Origin of the sequence: Thiomicrorhabdus immobilis, assembly GCF_021654855.1 — a bacterium.
Classification (GTDB): Bacteria; Pseudomonadota; Gammaproteobacteria; order Thiomicrospirales; family Thiomicrospiraceae; genus Thiomicrorhabdus; species Thiomicrorhabdus immobilis.
The window spans coordinates 1433753-1453406 of the sequence record NZ_AP024202.1; the positions used below are offsets into that span (position 1 = coordinate 1433753).

The following is a 19654-nucleotide window of genomic DNA, read 5'->3' on the forward strand; positions in this document are numbered from 1 at the left end:
TCATTGCCGTGATAAAGTCCGCTTGGAGGTTTTTACCATCAAGCGGACTTTTTTATTGGCGCGAATAGATAGCCTCTATATAGCATCCCAATAAGGTTTACCCGAAAAATACTCCACCAAAAAGTCGATAAACCCACGTGCACTCTGTGATAAAAAACGGTTCTGCGGATAAATCGCATAGCCATTTAAAGTCGGTAACTTATAATCGGGCATGACTCTAATCAACTCGCCTGATTGCAGTTCTCGCCAGCAGACAAACGTGGGGATGACCACCAAACCGTGTCCACCCATCGCCAACATTTTCAAAAAGTCACCATTATTGGATTGCAAACGTCCTTTGATGGCTAGGGTCTCTTCAGCGCCTTGTTTATCGATTAACGTGAACGTTTCAGCGCTTTCCGCAGAGTAACGTAAAAAGGTTCGTTGACTCAATTCCTTAACCGAATTCGGTTCCCCCTGGATCTCAAGGTATTCTGGACTGGCACAAATCACCAGCTCTATCGGCAATATCTTTCTCGCTTGTATCGAAGAGTCATGTAACACCCCGATTCTAAAAGCGATATCAACCCCTTCTTCCACCAAGTTGATCTCCTTATCGGATAAATCGACTTTGATTTTCAGCTTAGGATGTTTTTTCATAAAAGCATCGATGACCGGAGTCATATGCAATAACCCGAAAGAGAGCGGTAAAGCCAGATTCAACTGGCCTTCGAAATGTTCACTCGACTTTACCACGACATTATCCAGCTCTTTAACCGAATCCACCACACCTAAAGCCCTCTCATAGTAGAGTTTACCCGCTTCGGTCAGATTAAAGCGCCGAGTCGTTCGATGAATCAACTTCGTTTGTAGACGACTTTCCAATTCAGTTAAACGTCGACTTACTGCGGATTTAGCGATATTGAGCTGTTCAGCGGCACGGCTAATGCCGCCAGATTCGACAACTCGTAAAAAAACCTGGATGTCCTCTAATTGTCCCATGATTACCTCGAGTGAAAACAAACGCGTAGTGTTGCCAAAAAAAGAACACTTAATTGAAATTTTGCCAGTTTATTCTCAATAAAACAACAGTTATGCTATATCTAAATCCATACAGACCTAGTCATGCAATAGACAAGGCTATTCAAGAGGATAAAACCATGCGACAAACCTATCGAACCGTTATCGGTAAAACAAGAGGAATGCCTGCTTCCGATGGCGCCGGAGTCCGTCTAACCCGAATTATCGGCAGCCCGGAACTGAACTACCTAGACCCTTTTTTAATGCTTGATTACTTTGAATCGACAGACCCGAACGACTACATTGCCGGCTTTCCCCCTCACCCTCATAGAGGATTTGAAACCGTGACCTATTTACTGGCGGGTAAGATGCGCCATAAAGATAACAAGGGGCATGAAGGCGTGATTGAAACGGGCGGCGTGCAATGGATGACCGCCGGCAAAGGCATTATCCACTCTGAAATGCCCGAGCAGGAAGATGGCTTATTGATGGGTTTCCAACTCTGGGTTAACTTGCCCTCTTACGCCAAAATGGTCGATGCCAGCTACCAAGAGTTCACGCCTGAGAAAATCGCCGTTGAACAGCGCGATGGGGGGACCGATAAAGCCACAACCATCAAAGTGATCACCGGCAAAACCTCTTCAGGTACAATTGGCCCAGTCAAAAATGATTACATTCAGCCGTTAATGATAGACGTACAACTACCTAAAGGTGCCGAGTTCACAGAAAGCTTAGATTTCAATGCCAATGCTTTCATTTATCTCATTTCCGGTTCACTCAAGGTGCACAATGCAATCCCAGGGGTTGAGCAGATTCAAGCCAAGGAACTGGCTGTGTTAAGTGAAGGCGAGAATGTCCACTTGAGTGCCACCGCAGACGACACCCGGTTTTTACTGGTCGCCGCCAACCCGATCAATGAGCCGATTGCCAAAGGCGGCCCTTTTGTGATGAACACCCAAGCAGAGATTAAACAAGCCATCAGCGATTATAATAACGGCCTGTTTTAATGCTATGATTGGAAAACCGTTGTTTTAAACCAAGATAGAACGACCAGGCCTGGTAAAAACCACTAAACGACCAGGCCTGGTTGATTTGATTACAGAGATAACGATTAACGCTAAAACCCAATGCCAAGCAAGAAAACTTATGCCAAGCCAGCAATATCAAATCAAGATTCATTCGCGGATTTCTGAAATCCCAGCAGATCAATGGAATGCTTTAGTCGAGAATGACCACCCATTCATTAAATACGCTTTTTTGCACGCCTTGGAAGAGCACCATTGTGTGAGTGAAGATTATGGCTGGATTCCGCATCATATCGCTATCTACAACAGTCAAAACCGATTGGTGGCAGGCATGCCACTGTATGAAAAACACAATAACTACGGCGAATTTGTATTCGACCAGGCCTGGGAACAAGCGTGGAACCAGATTGGCTTACCCTATTATCCCAAATTGGTTTCTGCTACCCCTTACACCCCGGTTTTAGGACAACGATTGTTAATCGACAGCCAATTACCGGCTGAACAACAAAACCAACTGTTAACCCTATTGTTCGACAGTATGACCGGGTTTTGTGAACAACAGAATATGAGTGGTGCCCATATTTTGTTTGCCAAACCGGAACAGCAAGCGTGGTTGGCCAAACAGGAGAATCCAAACAGCTACATTCGGCATGATTGTCAATTCCATTGGCACAACCGAAACTACCGCCATTTTGATGATTTTTTAGCGCAACTCAAACCGAAAAAACGCAAAAACATCCGTCAAGAACGCAAAGCCATTCAACAGACAGGCATCCGCTACCGTGTATTAGATGGGCATCAGGCCACTGAAAAAGATTGGCAGGACTTTGACTTCTTTTACCAAAAGACCTTCATTGAAAAATGGAGCACCCCAACCCTCAATCTGGAATTTTTTAAGAAAATTGGTGATTCCCTGGCCGACAATATCGTTTTGGTATTGGCTGATCATCAAAACGAATGTATCGCCGGCGCATTGATGTTTAAATCCGACACCCACTTATACGGTAGACATTGGGGGGCGGCACATGAGGTCAAACACCTGCATTTTGAAGTCTGTTTTTACCAAGGTATTGAATATGCCATAGAACATGGCTTAAAAGTTTTTGAACCTGGCGCGGGAGGTGAACACAAAATTGCCCGAGGCTTTAGTCCGGTTGCGATGCAATCCACCCACTGGTTAACGGTAAACCCATTTGAGCAAGGGATCAGCCGCTTTATTGAGCACGAAAAACAGGCGATTGAAGATTATATGCAAGAGTGCCGACAACACTCACCATATCAATCCGATTAAGGAATTGGATTAAGGAATTGGACTAAGCAACCAGATTAAGCAATCCAATCAAATCCGAGCCTACAATCTTTATGCGAGACAACCTTTGTCTGATAGGACATTACCAGGCCTGGCAGGATTTAAACACTCATCAAATCAACGGCTTGATTATGTATGTTTCGTATGAATGAAAAGCAATCTCAAACGCTAAACCATCATTATCATTAAACAACAACATACCCTTTCAAAACAATTATTTATTAAACAATGTTAATGTAGATTAAAATTAAAAAACCAAACGATCCTCTAGCTTTTCCAAGGCTTTTAAAACACAAGCCTCATCCTTTTCACCACCCGGTGCACCGCTCACACCAATCGCACCGATTCTCGCGCCACCGCTGACAATCGGCACACCACCCACCATCATCAAAACGCCATCTACGTGGTTCAATTCCGGACGGATATCCCCTCTTTTAGCTCTGAAATCACCCGATTTCAAACCCGACATAATGGTCGCATTCGCTTTTTCTTCGGCGATCTGCAGGGTGAATTTAGAGGCGAAATCATCACGTAAGGCAACACGCTGGTTACCATGCTTATCAACCACCACGGCACTTACCGAAAAACCTTGCTGACGGCAGGCCATAACCGCTTCGCTGGCTAAGTCTCGTGCTAGTTCCATACCGATGTTTTTCTCTTCCAACACATCCTCGGCATAAATCTCCGTCACCGGGAAAAGCAGGCTCAAGCCCAGAATAAAACCGGCTGTATAAGACGTTTTGTTTTTAATGCTATCCGCTAGACACTGCATGGCAACACTCCTAAAAACGATTCATTATTTAAAGCTTTGATTATTCAAAGATGGGCTATTTAACGCAATCATAAATGGCAAACTCCATTCTGCCATCTTGCAAAGGTGAAATGGCTACAATGGTGTCGCCACGCATATTCACGGCCTCATTTTTTGCCAATAAGATCAAATCTTTTTTGATAGCCGCCGTATCTCTATCGTAAAGCCCCACATGACTCAATACAGAAGACGTTGTGGTACCGAGTTTAGTACACCCCGTCACATCCTTCTCTTCAAGTAAAGCGACGTTAAACGCGCCTGGTAGAGGTTGAATCCAACTACAAGCGGACAGTAAGAAAACCGAAGATAAGCCCATGCCGAGCAATAAGATTTTTTTCATGTTGATATCCATTATTGAAATAGTAACAACACTATAAACCAAAGTTTTATTTGCTTAAAGCGAAACAAGAATTTAACTTAAGCTTATAAATAGACCCACACCACAAAGTCGATTGATATGCATGCCAGGCAACCCTTATTTCAATTTCTTGTCGGCATTCACTTTGGTATAAAAGGCTAGGGATAAAATAATCAAAGCGATACCAATAATCAAATACAGCGCGTAAAGCATCTGTGATGCATCATGCAAAGCCATCTTGAAGACCACCATCAACGCTTCAATGGATAAGGCGATAATAATCGCCGTTAAAAACTTGGATAACAGCCTTGCCTCGTCTTTTTTATCCGAATAAGCCTTATAAACCACCTCTCTTTCCAATAGGGTCTTGGCTAAATCAAATATCGCCAAGCCCATTGTCAAAGCGATAATCGGTTTAAAGACACTTTCCAGGGTATATTCCGAAGGGTTGACCAATTGTAAAAAGTAGTCGTAAAACGCATAACCAATCGACATAACCGAAAAGAACATCAAAGACACACCAATACCGAAATAGAACGCCTTGGTAACAAAGTTGAAAGTAGGATGGCGTTCTACCAGGCCAAAACGGGATAACAGGCTGCTTAAATTGAAGTCAAAAAAGAAGTTTTGATTATTGGTAAACACCATCATGGTGATACAGGATTCACCGGTTGCCGAACTCATATAAGGCGCACTGATAAACACCCCCTCCTCTTTTTTAACCATTTGGGTAGCTAAATAACTGCGGTTTTTACCTCTTGCCGTAGTCAGAAGTTTATGTCTAAAGATATTCGGGGATGTCTGTTTGAACTTGTCATCACTGACATAAATCAGCTCTAAACTGGGGAATATTCCAAAAAAACTTTTAATCGTGCTCACATCGCTTGTCATATATTGTGCGTTGTTGCGCAACGTCTCAAACAGGAACTTTTCAATTCCCGATTTATGTTCGTTATAGATACTGATAAACTCTTGCATGGTAATTCTCCTTAATTACCGTCTTTATAGCGACCAAAACGCCAAAATCATATTCATTTTAAAATTCAATCAGTTAACCGAATAACATCTTATTTGAGGGAAATCCCCGTCGTCTGCATATCGAAAAAGGTGCTAATTTGGTGCAACTCAAGCCATCTAATAGCTCTGTCTATCACCGCATTGCGGCTCGCTCTTTCGAAAACATCCGAGTACCTCACCAGGCCTGGTAAGTCTTGTTGAATCCATGCTGAAGAGTTCGCTTTTTATTTTTATCTTTGCGATAAACGCAACACAGTTTTCATCAACTAAACGTGATGCATCTTATTCGGCCGTGTTACTATTTTTATGTTGAAAAAAAGCCCAACAGAGTTGTTGCTTTGTCGGTCAAATAAAAAAAATCACGAGGTTCTCATGAAAGACCAGATGCAAAACCAGGCGAAAAGCCAGTACCCAAGCCTATTCACCCCCATAAAACTCGGAGCCATCGAATGCCCAAACCGTATTTTCATGGCGCCGCTTACCCGTGCCCGCGCAGGTGAAATCCATCAACCCAATGAATTGATGGCGCAATACTATGCACAACGTGCCAGCGCTGGCTTATTAATTGCCGAAGCGACTATGGCGATGGAGGGGTGTAGCTCCTTCTGGAAGGAGCCAGGCATCTACTCTCAAGCGCAAATCGATGGCTGGAAAAAAGTCACCGATGCGGTACACGAAAAAGGCGGTCGAATCTTCCTGCAGATTTGGCATGGTGGCCGTACCTGTCACCCGGCACTCAACCAAGGTAAAACACCGGTGGCTCCTAGTGCCATCGCCGCTGAAGCTGAAGTACATACCCCAGAAGGAAAGCTGCCTTACAGCGTGCCCCACGCACTGACTTTGGAAGAGATTCCAACGGTTATCCAGGGTTTCAAACAAGCGGCGATCAATGCCAAAGCCGCCGGATTCGACGGCGTTGAAGTGCATGGTGCCAATGGTTATTTAATAGACCAATTCTTGCGTGACGGAAGCAACCACAGAACCGATAGCTACGGAGGCTCCATTGAAAATCGTGCCCGTTTCTTGTTAGAAGTGTTACAGACAACCATTGATGTTTGGGGCAGTGATCGTGTAGGGTTGAGAATTTCACCCCTCAACAGTTACAACGACATGCGAGACAGCAATCCAATCGCCCTAACGGAATGGTTATGTAACAAACTCAATGATTACAACCTGGCTTATCTACATATCATGCGAAGCGACTTTTTTGGCCTTCAAAAAGAGGAAGTTCTCGAGGTATGTGAAAAAAATTATCAAGGCAACCTAATTAGCAATATGGGATACGATGCCGATGAAGCCGAAGCCGCCATTGCCAACAGCAACATTGATGCGATTGCCTTTGGGGTAAGCTTTTTGGCCAATCCTGATTTGCCAGAACGTATTCAAGCCGGCGTAGCCTTGAACGAGGCTGATCCAGACACCTTCTACACGGAAGGGCCTGAGGGTTATACCGACTACCCATTCATGAATCAGGCATAATCCAGTTCATTAGAAATCAACGCAAATTACCAGTCCAACTTAGCTGGCCTGGTAATTTGTTTGGTTTGCTATACAATTTCAGCTATCAGAGATTCATAGAGCAAGCCCAACATGCAGATACAACCGCCTTATAACAAACCTTTTTCACAATCCAGTGAAGAAAACAAAGACGTTATCCTGAAGATTATCGCCCCGCTTCTGGCTGATAGACAAACCCTATTGGAAATTGCCAGTGGTACCGGGCAGCATGCGGTATTTTTTGCGGAACAAATGCCGCAATTGACTTGGCAAACCTCCGACTTGCTTGAGTCCCATTCGGGCATAAAACAATGGCTTAATGACGCGAACTTGCCCAATGTGCTCCCTCCCTTTCAACTGAATGTTTCAGAAGATACCTGGCCTAACACTCGATATGACGCCGTTTTCAGTGCCAATAGTTTTCACATTATGGGCGAACACAATGTGGAGGATTTCTTTAAAAACGTCTCCAAAGTTCTGAATGACAATGCTCTCGTCCTGATTTACGGCCCTTTCAACTACAACGGCCAATTCACCAGTGACAGTAACGCCAACTTTGATATTTGGCTCAAAAACCGCAACCCTCAAAGTGGTATTAAAGATTTTGAATGGTGTGACGCTTTAGCCAATAAAGCGGGATTAACCCTGCTTGACGACTTTGAAATGCCGATGAACAACCGAATTTTAGTTTGGAAAAAATCAAAAAAGAGACTCCCTCAACGTGAAATTGAAAAAATGAACCGGATTATCAATGAGGCAAATAAAAGGGGAATATCAGTGTCTGAACTGGCTGATGAAGTTTTTAGAGAGATGTTCGAATAACATCATAAATCAATCTTCGATTGATAAAAACACCTGATGTTGCTCATATCAGGTGTTTAAAGCCATCAAGAAGGTAATTGCGGTTTTATAGCGTCCAGATTCAAAATACGTGTTGACGGCAAATAGATCAAACAGGGAGATTCTTATAACTTTCTTTAAGACGGATATATAACTCATCACCCGAAAAGTCAGTCATCTCGGCAATGATTTCAAACATCACCACATTATCCTCTTTGCCATGCCACTCTTTAATGTAAGTCCCCTCTTTATATCCGTGGTCTTGGCGGAATTGATTCAACACATTCTTGGCCATGTAGATTTGATACAGCTGTGTAAAGCTCAAGTCGGCCATGCTGCATGAATCGACAAAAGCCTTTGTCAAACGCTCTAAATAGCCCTCAGAAACCTCACCAGCTTCTAACGCGGTGGCCAGCATCTTTTCATGCACTTCTACTTGTTCAATCACCGACAAAGAAGCGGTATTTTGAGCTGGGTTCCCTTTTGAGGATAACACCTGCGCCAGGATGGTTGCGGCTCTCTCCAACTCAAAATGCTCAAGTACCAGGCTCTGCAGAAAATGCCAAATATCCACCAGCTCAACCCGCACGTTTTCCATATCGGTTTTTGCATCCACTGCCTTCCAGTGCTTCCAAGGGTAGCTGTCAATCAACTCTGCAGTCTCCATGACGATACAGCGACGCCAATTGATTGGTTTACCCAACACAGTCACACCTGAACGCCAATCCACGCCATTGGTGGCCTCATTTAAGGTATTTTGCATAGTGAGCATTTCATTGATTGAGTCTACGATTTGTGGGTTTTGCATAAAATTCCTGAGTATCTAGTTAACTGGCACACTTAAAATTTTAAGTGTGCTTCAGTGTGGTAATTCACCTTTGAGTGGATCAAATCGCATTAGGCTCTTAAGGGTTTTACATTCAGTAAAGAGACAAAAAGCGAGATGACAATCGTTCCAAACACAAAACAAAACATGCCTTGTGCGGTGGTTAACCACCAAGTAAAGAGGTTATCGGGTGTGAATGCGCCGGACATGGTAAATTGCACATTCAAGGAATGCACTAGGCCAGCCACTGGCCAAGCATTCTGCAAATAGTCAGGCGCATCGTTGAACACGCCGTTCATCTGATACAAGCCAGCAAACAGAAACATCGCGGTTAAAAAATTGACCATCGCCAATACGATGACTCGACCCGTGGCTGAGACCATCGAACCTTCGGTGATTTTACAAATGCCAAACAGTATCACCCCCAACTCTTTATTGACGATTCCAAAGATTCGCACCATCATCAACAGCATTATCCATTGCGGCCAATGAATCGATGGAAACAAGACGGTTGCCACCGTCACCACCACGGACAATCCCAACCAACCCACGATATAAAACTCAGACAAGAACAGACGTTTATCGCGGATTTTTTGCCATGCGTCAGATTCGGCAACAAACTCACTCTCTCGGCGTTTGTAATAGCTATCCAACCAAAAGTACGGTGAAAATGAATAGAAGAAACGAATCAGCTGCTTTACGAATTCTGCGGTATTTAACATCAAATTGACCTTTAAGAACTTTAGATTAATGAGTGATTAAAATGTGATACGTTGCGAGGCCACTAATAATGGCAAGGATAAAAATTCCTGTTGAACCTGCGATGCAGTCAACCCATGACCGATGATATAAGCATTGGCCTTAAGAACGTCTTTTAATTCAGCAAAACTGGCATGCCAGGTATTGGGCTTCAGCCTTGCATCGAAAATACAGACCTGGGCTTGTTGTATAAAATCATATAGACCGCTATCCACACAACTGTCTCCGGTGTAACCCAAGCGCGCTTGACCTTGCTGGTCGCGTAATACAAAACCATAACTCAGTTCAGAATGAAACCCCGGATAAAATTCAATCGTAAGACCATGACTTAATTCAACACTTTGGAAAGGTTCGATTTCAGGCCAATCCGCCAACTCTTCAACGGAAAGTTGTTGTAAGTGTTCCGCCATACGATAGGTTTGCAATCGCCTAGAAACCTCTTTAGCGGCAAAGACTTGCATCTTGTTACCACGGGCTTGCTCAACCCGCAACACCACAGGTAAATCACCAGAGTGATCAGAATGGTTATGGGTGATGATGACATTACGCGGAAATTGCGAAAACTGCGGAAATTGTGTAACCACTTCTCGTCCAACCCCCAGCCCCAAATCTACCAGGCAAAAAGGTGTTCCCTGATGTAACAACATAAAACTGCTACTGGCCAAGCCATCATAAATAGCCGACGCTCCACCACCGGTTCCCAATACCACTAATTCAAATTGACTGTCTTGCAAAAGGCTCTCTCTAAGTTAAAGAAAATATTAAATTTCAATGCAATTCTACTCGATTAATACCGCTCGGTCTTAAGTAATCCCCCCCATATCCATATAAAAATACTTAAAGAAATGTCCTTTTCGGCCGAAACAGAACTCAGGAATATCTAAATTATAAATAAACGGAACTTTTTTAACATGCCACTCATTATAAATACCAATGTACAATCCTTGAGTGCAATCAATGTGTTGAATCAGACTCAATCCGGCCTAAATCAAAGTATGCAAACCCTAAAGCACAGGTCTGAGAATTAATGCAAGCAGGGATGACGCTGCTGGGTCAAACATCATTTCAGGCCTGACCCGAATGGTGATGGGGAATCAACAAGCTCAAGTCAATACACTGCATGGTGTTTCCGTCGCCCAAACCATGGATGGCAGTGTTCAAGAAGTTAACACCCTCTACCAACGTATGCGAGAACTTGGCATTCAGTCGCTCAACGGCACCTACAGCAATGACGATCGTGAACAGATGGATTTAGAGTTCCAAGCACTCTATAAAGAGATTGGTCGAATTGGCAACAGCGTGACGTTCAATGGGCATAATCTACTCAATACCGATGGTGAAATAGGCATTCAAGTTGATTTTGAAGTTAGTCAAGGCAATAAAGTGCCGGTTAAAACCATCAATATCGGTAACTTAGACGCCCTATCAAGCAATCCGACACCGACTAGCTTTGCCAAAAGCCAAATCAATCAACCAACCGGCTTTGATGGGATAATCAACGTTCTCGGGATTCCATTAGGTGACAGTGTCAATATATCTTTGGCAGGTGAAACCTTAAACATCAGTTACGATATTGCCAATGGTTTATTGGCTCCCAATACCGCAACCGCCAACAATGGTGCTGGGTTTAATAGTGTCCTTGCCAACTGGGTCAATACCAACTCCGCATTACAAACCGCTGGTTACAGCGCTGCTTTCAATAGTGGTGATGGTTCGATTGTACTCAGTAATAGTAATGGCGATGTCTCCACTGGCGCGATGAGTTTTAGTGCGATTGATGGCCCATTGGGTGCACCGTTTAGTATTTCACAAACCTCAATTCCCGCTGGCACACCACCACCGGAACCTGAACCACCCGGTTCAGCAATGGATATCCGTACCCAAGCGAGTGCCACGACTTCAATCGATACCATCGATCGGCGTTTAGGGGTTTTGACCGACTTCTTAACTGAAACCGGTAGCACACTTAACCGCTTGCAGCAGGTTCACCATAGCTTACAAAGCAAAATCGAAATCGACAAAGGAGTTCGCTCAATAATACAGGATGCCGACTATGCCAAAACCGTGGCAACCTATACTAAAGAGCTGATCTTAAATCAATCCGCGACAGCGATGTTGGCTCAATCCAAAAACGTTCCACTCAACATAATCAATAACCTACTTAGATGATTGCCCAATGATGATTTATCAAGACCTTGATTCATAATCATCCTCCCCAAAAATCCGATTAAAATGCCAACAAAATAACAACCCTTTTCTATTTTGTTCGATACATTTTGTTCAATGCATTAGGGGCCGAGTTATAAATGACAAAAACACCACCCTATTTTCAGTTCCCGATTTTAATTTACACAAATTAAATCAATAGCGCGTATAGTAAATGCTTTGCCGTAGCGATTTTTAACCAGGTTTGTTGCGTTCTTTTCCCAAATAGAGGTTTAAATGCCAACACCGCGTATCCGCTACCAAACCATTGAATTCGATAACCAAGATATTCATTTACGTTGTCTTAGAGATAAACAGCAATTTTCTGACCCTTTAGGTGAAGCCCACTCTTTGGGTATCTCTTCCGCACAATGGTCACTATTCGGTGTGGTATGGGAATCCAGTCAAATCCTTGCCAATAAAATGCAAGACTTTGATATCAAAGGTAAACGAATCTTGGAACTCGGCTGCGGTATCGGTTTATCCAGTATATTGCTCAACACCCGCAATGCCGACATCACCGCAACAGACTACCACCCTCAAGCCGGTAACTTTTTAGCTAAAAACGTAACATTGAATAATGGTAAAGAGATTCCATTTTTACGAACCGACTGGAAAGACGAACATTTAGGTCTAGGGAAATTCGATTTGATTATTGGTTCTGATTTATTGTACGAAAGAAATCATATTGACCTATTATCTAAATTCATCAATCAACACGCCAATCCAAAGTGTGAAATCATCTTAGTTGATCCAGGTCGTGGCAACCACAGTCGTTTTAGTAAAAAAATGGTTGAATTCGGTTATAAACACAGCCAATACAAACCCGATATTTCCGATGAATCCATACCGTTCAATGGCTTTATTTTGAGTTATAAACGAGATTGAAAACAAAACTACCAGGCCTGGTCATTTCAGGTCATGTAGTTATAAAATCTATCGTTACAAAACCTATGGTTACAAAAATACCGATACCAACCTAACAAACACCACCAGTCATACCGTTTCGGTGTCAATGGCTTCATAACCGCTATACTGACTTTGAAAATGGGTTTTGCCATTTTTTAAAAAGTCATCGAAAGACCACTTTTTGTTATCTAACACATCGATAAACTCAGTGCGAATCACATAAGTCTCAGCCATTAAGGTAGAACCATTTTCAAGCTGCACTGCAACCCACTGCCGCTGATACTGTTCACCCTCAAAAACATCTAACCGCCGCCAAGCTTGTGATGAAACATCCAAATACAGGACTCCTTCAACTGTATCCTCGGTACTGGCGAGGATTCCAGGATAATACTCACCTTGTATACATCTGCGGCTAAAACCGGTTATTTGGCCTGGCACGGAGTGGAAGCTATCGCCACAGACTTCTTGCATAATCTCTTGGCACATTAAGGTGCCATAGGTAAAACAGTGATTCATAGGCGATTTGCAGGTAATGCGACCTTTTACCCTCATAATTCCTTGAACGAAATAAACCCTTCAATGGAGATTTTTAACCTAGTAACGCCTGTTATTCATAAACTTGGCAATAAGCGTTCATCTTTTAGAAAAATCTATCTCATTAAAAGGCAGCGGCTTACTGAAAAAGTAACCTTGGATATAGTGACAGTTATTTTGTTTTAAAAACTCGAGTTGCTCTTGGGTTTCGACCCCTTCGGCAAGTATTTCCAAGCCGAAATTTTGCGCCAAACCGATTACCGTCTGAGTAATCATCTCATCATCTTTATTACCTGGCACTCCTTTGATGAAAGACTGGTCAATTTTCAGTTTATCAATAGGCATGTGTTTAAGTCGTGACAAGGAGGAATACCCTGTCCCAAAATCATCAATCGAAAGTCGGATACCCAAGGCTTTAAATTCATGTAGCACCGAAATATAACGGTCTTCCTGCATAATGGTACTTTCTGTTATTTCAAGTTCCAAATAACGTGCATCCAACCCAGAAAAATTCAGCGCATCCCTCACCGTCCTAACAATATTTTTATCAGAGAGCTGTCTTCCTGAGATATTGACCGCTATATGCGATAACTCAATACCTTCAGAAAGCCAGGTTTTCATTTGTAGGCATGCCTTTTTCAATATCCAGGCTCCTAAAGGCACAATCAATCCAGTGTCTTCCGTCAAAGGAATGAACCGGTTTGGCGCAACCAGCCCGGTATCCGGACTCAACCAGCGTACCAGGGCTTCGGTACCGACTATTTTGCCTGTTAGGCTGTTTACCTGCGGCTGATAATAGAGGACAAACTCCTCATTCTCTAATGCCTTGCGTAAGGCACTATTCAAATACATCAATTCAAAGTTGGCGGTTGCCATCTCTTCCGAGAAGAACTCGTAGTTATTTCGGCCTTGTTCCTTGGCTCGGTATAATGCCGTATCCGCTTTCTTCAATAAATCGACCGATTGTGTGCCATCATCGGGACTTATTGCGATACCGATACTTGTCGTTACTCTGAAGTTATGAATATCGATACTCAATGGGGCGGAAAGGCGTTCTAATATACTTTGGGCGATTTGCGTTATGACAGGTATATTTTTAATGTCTTCCAAGATAACGACAAATTCATCGCCACTCACCCTGGCAACCGTATCCTGTTTACGTGTGGTTTGCTTTAACCGACTTGCGACCTCAATTAACAACTGATCGCCAACCGGGTGACCAAAACTATCATTAATCTCTTTGAAACGATCCAAATCTATAAATAAAATCGCCGTACTGGTATGAGAACGGTTGCTACGCTCTAAAGAGTGGGACAAACGCTCCTCCAACAACAAACGGTTGGGCAGTTTCGTCAAGGCATCATGATGAGCCATAAACCTTAACTCTTCTTCGGTTTTTTTGATGGAACTGATATCGGTAAACACCGCTACATAGTTAAGCACTTCACCTTTTGAGTTTTTGATGCTACTCACCGCCAGCCATTCATGATAGAAAGAACCGTCCTTACGGCGATTCAGCACCTCTCCTTGCCATTGACCTTTTAGGGAGAGTTCTTGCCACATCTGTTGGTAAAAACTAGAATCATGCAGACCCGATTGCAATAAATTCGGCGTTTGGCCTATCACCTCATCTAACGAATAACCGGTAATCCTGGTAAATGCCGCATTCACATTGAGTATTTTATTCGCCGTATCCGTTATCAAGATCCCTTCGGCGAGGTTGTCGAATATCGAGGCGTACTGCTGAAGCTGAGCCTCTTTTTGTTGCTGTTCGGTAATATCCTGAACCGTACCGAAAAAGTAAACGGGTTCACCTTGTTGATTGAATTCCGCTTCAACAGCCACGTTCACCCAGCGAATATCGCCATTGGGGTGCACTAAGCGGTACTGAAAAAATCCCAACTCCTCATTGGGTTTTAAATCCAATAAGTTCTGCATGTATTGATCATGGCTTTCCCTGTCGGCGGGGTGAAGCCAGGAGATGAGAGTTGGGTAATCTAAGAAATCCTTAACCGGTTGTCCGAAAATACGAAACAACTCCTCTGACCAAACAATCTTTTGGGTACTGACCTCGTAGGACCAGTTGCCTAATTTTGCGATTTTTTGTGCTCGGGTTAAATCTTGAGAGGTATGTTGCAGATGGTTTTCAGCCATCTTTTGAGCGGTAATATCCTGGACGGTCCCAATGGTCTTGATTGGTAATCCGGTTTCGTCAAAAGAGGTTTCACCACGCTCTTTTACATACTTGATGCTGCCATTATTCAACAATAAACGGTGTGTGAGTTCATAGATAGACCCCGTTGAGATCGCATTTTGATACTCTTGCTCCACACTCGCCCTATCATCAGGATGAACAAGGTCAAGAAAATTCTCGAACGATGGTTTGAAATGCTTTTGGTCACAATTGAAAATATTGAACACTTCTTTTGACCAATACAGCTCTTGCGTTCTATGGTTGAACTCCCAACTGCCAATTTTGGCGATACGTTGTGTCTCACTCAAGAGTCGCTGTAATTGGTTGGCACGTCTTTCTCGTTCCAGTTCTTTCTCAAGAACATTCACCGTCAAATTTTTTTTCTGTAATTGCTGCTGTAAAAACTCTATCTGGCTACTACGTAGACTTTCTACCACCTCATGCCTACTTAACAGACCAACCGCGTTTTTGGTATGGTCAACCACCACTAAACGGCGCACCTGTTTTTGGTCCATTTGTTTGATGGCATCAGACACCGAAGCGTTGACAAAAATAGTGCTGACTGGTGAACTCATCACCTCTTTTAGCGGACTTGAGAAAACCTCATCATAATGCTCATCAAGGTTAACCACATCGCGCTCGGTATAGATTCCGATAGGAATTCCGTTTTCTTGGATGACAACACTGGATATCTGCTGTTCCGACATCAAATTAATGGCATCAATCACGGTATCATCGGGCTCAAGCATCAGTACCCTAGCGTTCATCAGGCTTCCGACTTCCTTAAATTGGATGAGATATTCGGTACCAATATTTTTTAGGAAGTCACTTTCACTGATAATGCCGGCTAGTTTGCCGAGTTCATCGACAATAACCAAATGACGTAAACCGCGGTTTGACAACAACTCATAAGCTTCTAGATAACTCATGTCTTGAGTGACACAAAACAAATGTGACGACATTTGCGACTCGACGCTAATCTGTTGTAAATTCGGTTTTTGCTGAACTAAAAGAATGGCATCCCGTTCGGTGAAAATGCCGATTGGCTTTTCATTTTCGACAATAACGATAGAGCTGATTCTGTTCTTTTGCATCAGATGCATCACATCCGCCATACAGGTGTCTTTCGCAACCGTTGTGACTTGAGAAGTCATGATTTGACTAACAGCTAACGCCGACATAAATTTCCTTCCTTGTTTGGCAACCCTGCTTACAGAATAGTGTTCATAACAATCACCACCTATCGCAAAGTACTTTAACAATCAAAACACGCTACAATCCATCTTGAATCCAATTTGCTGAAATCATTCTAAATCATTCTAAATTATAACGATTTATAACAAAATCATACTCTTTAATACTTAAACCTACCAGGCCTGATCAATGTGACATGAATCAAAATTCACTCTAACACCAACAATTCAACGTTTCTTGTGGGGATTATTCAGGAGACACTTTTTTCTTATTACTGCTATCCAAATCTAGCTGGGCATGCAACTCTTCAAGGTTTTTCTGGTAGGTAATGACAATCACCTCATCCCCCTCTTCAATCTCTTCAGCTTCTTGAGGAATAATCAGTTTTTCATTTCGGTAGATGCAAATTATCCGACTGGATTTAGGTAGTTCTAATTCGTTAATTGCTCCAGCATGCTGTTGCCGCGCAACAAATGAAATGGTGGATGCATCGTAACGAAACATGGTAGAGAGTTCAAACGAGTCACGACCTTCAAACATGTCGGCCAAGTGGCGACTAATCGTACGTGAAGGAATTATGGTGGCTTCTAGTCCCAGCTCTATGCAGATATGTTCATAACTCGGGTCTTCAATTTTGGTCACCACTTTGTCAAACCCTAATGAACGGCCAACCAAGCTGGCAATAATATTTGTCTGATCATGACCTGTCAGACAGAAAAGCATATCATCTTCTTGCGGATTGGTTTCCCGTAAAATTGACGGTTTACTGCCATCTCCGTGTAGGAAACCGCAGTCGAATTCAGTGGTTAACGTATCGATTTTTTCTTTATCTCGTTCAATAATAATCACTTCATGGTTTCGTGCTAGCAGAGATTTTGCCGTCATGATGGCCGTCGGGCTTGCCCCAACAAAAATTGCTTTCATACTAATTCCTTACGTTTACCAATCCAATTTGGAAGATACAAGACGACGAGCAAAGCAATAATTTCCAGTCGTCCAAACAACATATCCAGAGATAAAACCAACTTCAATACCTCTGGCATGTCCGCGGAGGTGATACCCGAACTTAACCCCACCGTGGCCGTGGCCGATACTACTTCAAACAAAGCATCCATGGGCGGGTAGCCATACAGCAAAAAAAACAACCAAGAAACCACAATGACACCGATGAACAACAAGACTAGCATAAGCACACGCTGTATATCTGAACTTTCCAGTAACTTGCCACCTAACCTAGGCTCGTTTACCGCATGCGTCGGCATCGTTGTCCGTTGCAACATAACTTGAATGAGTCTAAATAAAATCACTAAACGTAATAGTTTTATGCCACCGGATGTAGAGCCCACACTACCACCAACTAACATGGAGATAATCATGCCCAATTTGGCGCTATCGTCGATTGTGCTTAGATCTAGAGTACTAAAACCGGTTGTGGTTTGTGCGGAAATCCCAAGAAAAAAAGCATGGCCTAATGCCTCTTGTGCATCCATCCCCGAACGCATATAAAAAGAAAAAAAGAGTAGAGAAGTTATCAAAAAAATCGCTATAACCAGCGCCAGTAACTCTGTATCTTGAATACCTTTTCGCCAGTTTTTGGAAAAAATCACCGCATAGAGCAACAAAGGTAAAGCGCCACACAAACTTATGCCAATAATTGTGAACCGAATAGACCAACTGTCAACACTTTGCAAACTCATGTCAAAAGAAGAAAAGCCACCGGTTGATACCGCTGCCAGCACATGGTTGATTGCCAATAAGAAATTACCCGATAGCATCCAAACAACCATAATACCGACTACTGTCATTACACCATAAATCGCCAATACACGGCGTGCATGGCTACGGGTGGTGGTTGCTAAGGATTCACCACCCAAAGGCTCACTAAGGCTGCGGTTAACAATCTGATTGCCCATCATAATAGCAACAGACAACACCACAATTCCCAAGCCGCCATACCATTGCATCCAAGCACGAGCAAATAAAAAGGTTTCCGGCCTGTTTGCCAAATCAGTGGTCATAGACAAACCGGTGGTTGTAATGGCCGATACCGCCTCAAATAATGCATCGGAAAAGGATAAACCGCTGCCCATAAAAGCAAAGGTCATCAACAAGGGTGAACCGATAAAAGCCAACGCAACAATGGTTAGCGCCTCATTTTGTTGAATTTGCCTAGGTTCTTCAATAGTGCGTGAAAGCCCCCAAAAAATAATGAGTACCGCAATAACAATCAAGTAACGTAATGTAATTTGGTAATCTTGAAAAAGCACTGAAGCAATGAGCGGTGCAAGCGTCAGTAACGCCAACATAAACGCCAGTAAACCAAGGTATTTCAATAATACCGGCATACGAACGGCATAGCTCATTTTAGATGAAAGCATAGATAGCTAGACTCGGCATCAATGGATTATCTTGATTTTCTCTTTAGGCTTTTTTAAGTATGCGAATCAAATACAATAAAATAACCGCACCAATAACGGCCATAATGATAGAACCTACAAATCCACCGCTTGTGATACCCAGCAAACCGAACAAAAAACCACCCAAAACTGCACCAAAAACACCGACAATCATATTGCCGATAACACCAAATCCACCACCCTTGGTTAAGTTACCAGCAATCCAACCGACTAACGCACCTACAGCTAAAAAGATTATTAAACTTATGATATCCATGTTTCCTCCAGTTTTAATTTTTAATGGTAAGGTATAAACCTACAAAAAAACTAACCGCACCAACAAGGTATAAAGTCATTACTTTATCCGTATCGGAACCGGTAATGGCTTGTGTTATTTCTGATTCGACTGAACCCGATAATTGAACTCCCCATAACCCAAGACCAACACCTATAACCAACAAAGCAATCCCTATAATTTTCATCCTATCCTCCTAGTTTCATATCGTAGTTCACTCTATGTTCACTACAGAATAACTTTTAAGATTCCCCTTACGGGGTCATTTACTTAAACCATATCATCAAGATGATATTAGTTCTGATTTGTATATAGAGCAATCTCTTCTTAGCTGAAATAAACATCCAATGAGTATTTAACAACCCAGCGGCGGCTGATTTTTGATAAAAAACCCGCTTAAAAACCGGACTTTTTGGGTTAGTTCTTTTAAAGAAATAAAACCGACCAGGCCTGGTAAATTTACAATGGTTTTCTCCCTCACTTAAG

General features: G+C 42.8%; 19 protein-coding genes. 6 read left to right on the forward strand and 13 right to left on the reverse strand.

The features are described from left to right. Positions 1 to 75 precede the first annotated feature (75 nt). Complete coding sequence (locus L6421_RS06485; RefSeq protein ID WP_237260656.1) at positions 76 to 981, reverse strand: LysR family transcriptional regulator; 906 nt, start codon at positions 979 to 981, stop codon at positions 76 to 78. A gap of 158 nt (positions 982 to 1139) precedes the next feature. On the opposite strand from L6421_RS06485, the gene L6421_RS06490 reads away from it, so the two are divergent. After that, complete coding sequence (locus L6421_RS06490; RefSeq protein ID WP_237260658.1) at positions 1140 to 2006, forward strand: pirin family protein; 867 nt, start codon at positions 1140 to 1142, stop codon at positions 2004 to 2006. 139 nt (positions 2007 to 2145) lie between these two features. Further along, positions 2146 to 3315 (forward strand): GNAT family N-acetyltransferase, encoded by a 1170-nt coding sequence (locus tag L6421_RS06495; protein ID WP_237260660.1) that lies wholly within the window; start codon positions 2146 to 2148, stop codon positions 3313 to 3315. Positions 3316 to 3580: 265 nt separating this feature from the next. On the opposite strand, the gene L6421_RS06500 is transcribed toward L6421_RS06495, so the two are convergent. The 3 genes from L6421_RS06500 to L6421_RS06510 all read right to left on the reverse strand — a co-directional run bounded on the left by L6421_RS06500 (position 3581) and on the right by L6421_RS06510 (position 5480). Then, positions 3581 to 4105 carry a GlcG/HbpS family heme-binding protein gene (locus L6421_RS06500; RefSeq protein WP_237260662.1) on the reverse strand — a complete coding sequence of 175 codons (525 nt, stop codon included), beginning with the start codon at positions 4103 to 4105 and terminating at the stop codon, positions 3581 to 3583. Between the two features lie 55 nt (positions 4106 to 4160). Beyond that, a complete protein-coding gene (locus L6421_RS06505; RefSeq protein ID WP_237260664.1) occupies positions 4161 to 4484 on the reverse strand; it encodes a DUF4156 domain-containing protein in 324 nt (107 codons plus the stop codon). Positions 4485 to 4619: 135 nt separating this feature from the next. After that, the gene (locus L6421_RS06510; protein ID WP_237260665.1) at positions 4620 to 5480 is read right to left on the reverse strand and encodes a hypothetical protein; all 861 of its coding nucleotides are present in this window, start codon (positions 5478 to 5480) and stop codon (positions 4620 to 4622) included. A gap of 411 nt (positions 5481 to 5891) precedes the next feature. Here L6421_RS06510 and L6421_RS06515 point away from each other — a divergent pair, with 411 nt between their 5' ends. After that, positions 5892 to 6998, forward strand: a complete 1107-nt coding sequence (locus L6421_RS06515; protein WP_237260668.1) for an alkene reductase — start codon at positions 5892 to 5894, stop codon at positions 6996 to 6998. Between the two features lie 111 nt (positions 6999 to 7109). Then, positions 7110 to 7838 (forward strand): DUF938 domain-containing protein, encoded by a 729-nt coding sequence (locus tag L6421_RS06520; protein WP_237260669.1) that lies wholly within the window; start codon positions 7110 to 7112, stop codon positions 7836 to 7838. A 127-nt stretch (positions 7839 to 7965) separates the two neighbouring features. Here L6421_RS06520 and L6421_RS06525 read toward each other — a convergent pair whose 3' ends face one another. The 3 genes from L6421_RS06525 to L6421_RS06535 all read right to left on the reverse strand — a co-directional run bounded on the left by L6421_RS06525 (position 7966) and on the right by L6421_RS06535 (position 10175). Further along, positions 7966 to 8664 carry a dUTP diphosphatase gene (locus L6421_RS06525; RefSeq protein ID WP_237260671.1) on the reverse strand — a complete coding sequence of 233 codons (699 nt, stop codon included), beginning with the start codon at positions 8662 to 8664 and terminating at the stop codon, positions 7966 to 7968. Positions 8665 to 8753: 89 nt separating this feature from the next. Further along, complete coding sequence (locus tag L6421_RS06530; protein WP_237260673.1) at positions 8754 to 9404, reverse strand: hypothetical protein; 651 nt, start codon at positions 9402 to 9404, stop codon at positions 8754 to 8756. A gap of 36 nt (positions 9405 to 9440) precedes the next feature. After that, complete coding sequence (locus L6421_RS06535; protein WP_237260675.1) at positions 9441 to 10175, reverse strand: MBL fold metallo-hydrolase; 735 nt, start codon at positions 10173 to 10175, stop codon at positions 9441 to 9443. A 283-nt stretch (positions 10176 to 10458) separates the two neighbouring features. Here L6421_RS06535 and L6421_RS06540 point away from each other — a divergent pair, with 283 nt between their 5' ends. Together L6421_RS06540 and L6421_RS06545 are read left to right on the forward strand one after the other, a co-directional pair. After that, positions 10459 to 11610, forward strand: coding sequence for a flagellin N-terminal helical domain-containing protein (locus L6421_RS06540; RefSeq protein ID WP_311195297.1), 1152 nt, complete (start codon positions 10459 to 10461; stop codon positions 11608 to 11610). Between the two features lie 273 nt (positions 11611 to 11883). Beyond that, positions 11884 to 12534 (forward strand): class I SAM-dependent methyltransferase, encoded by a 651-nt coding sequence (locus tag L6421_RS06545; RefSeq protein WP_237260677.1) that lies wholly within the window; start codon positions 11884 to 11886, stop codon positions 12532 to 12534. Positions 12535 to 12642: 108 nt separating this feature from the next. Here L6421_RS06545 and L6421_RS06550 read toward each other — a convergent pair whose 3' ends face one another. The 6 genes from L6421_RS06550 to L6421_RS06575 all read right to left on the reverse strand — a co-directional run bounded on the left by L6421_RS06550 (position 12643) and on the right by L6421_RS06575 (position 19355). Beyond that, the gene (locus L6421_RS06550; RefSeq protein ID WP_311195271.1) at positions 12643 to 13107 is read right to left on the reverse strand and encodes a gamma-glutamylcyclotransferase family protein; all 465 of its coding nucleotides are present in this window, start codon (positions 13105 to 13107) and stop codon (positions 12643 to 12645) included. Positions 13108 to 13188: 81 nt separating this feature from the next. After that, positions 13189 to 16464: an EAL domain-containing protein gene (locus L6421_RS06555; protein ID WP_237260681.1), complete on the reverse strand. Its 3276-nt coding sequence runs from the start codon at positions 16462 to 16464 to the stop codon at positions 13189 to 13191. Positions 16465 to 16723: 259 nt separating this feature from the next. Beyond that, a complete protein-coding gene (locus L6421_RS06560; RefSeq protein ID WP_237260683.1) occupies positions 16724 to 17401 on the reverse strand; it encodes a potassium channel family protein in 678 nt (225 codons plus the stop codon). After that, positions 17398 to 18855, reverse strand: a complete 1458-nt coding sequence (locus tag L6421_RS06565) for a TrkH family potassium uptake protein (RefSeq protein WP_237260684.1) — start codon at positions 18853 to 18855, stop codon at positions 17398 to 17400. Before L6421_RS06565 ends, L6421_RS06560 begins: the two co-directional genes overlap by 4 nt. A gap of 43 nt (positions 18856 to 18898) precedes the next feature. Beyond that, entirely contained in the window at positions 18899 to 19150 is a 252-nt protein-coding gene (locus L6421_RS06570) for a GlsB/YeaQ/YmgE family stress response membrane protein (RefSeq protein ID WP_237260686.1), read from the reverse strand. A 13-nt stretch (positions 19151 to 19163) separates the two neighbouring features. Then, the gene (locus L6421_RS06575; protein WP_237260689.1) at positions 19164 to 19355 is read right to left on the reverse strand and encodes a DUF3185 family protein; all 192 of its coding nucleotides are present in this window, start codon (positions 19353 to 19355) and stop codon (positions 19164 to 19166) included. Positions 19356 to 19654: the final 299 nt, after the last annotated feature.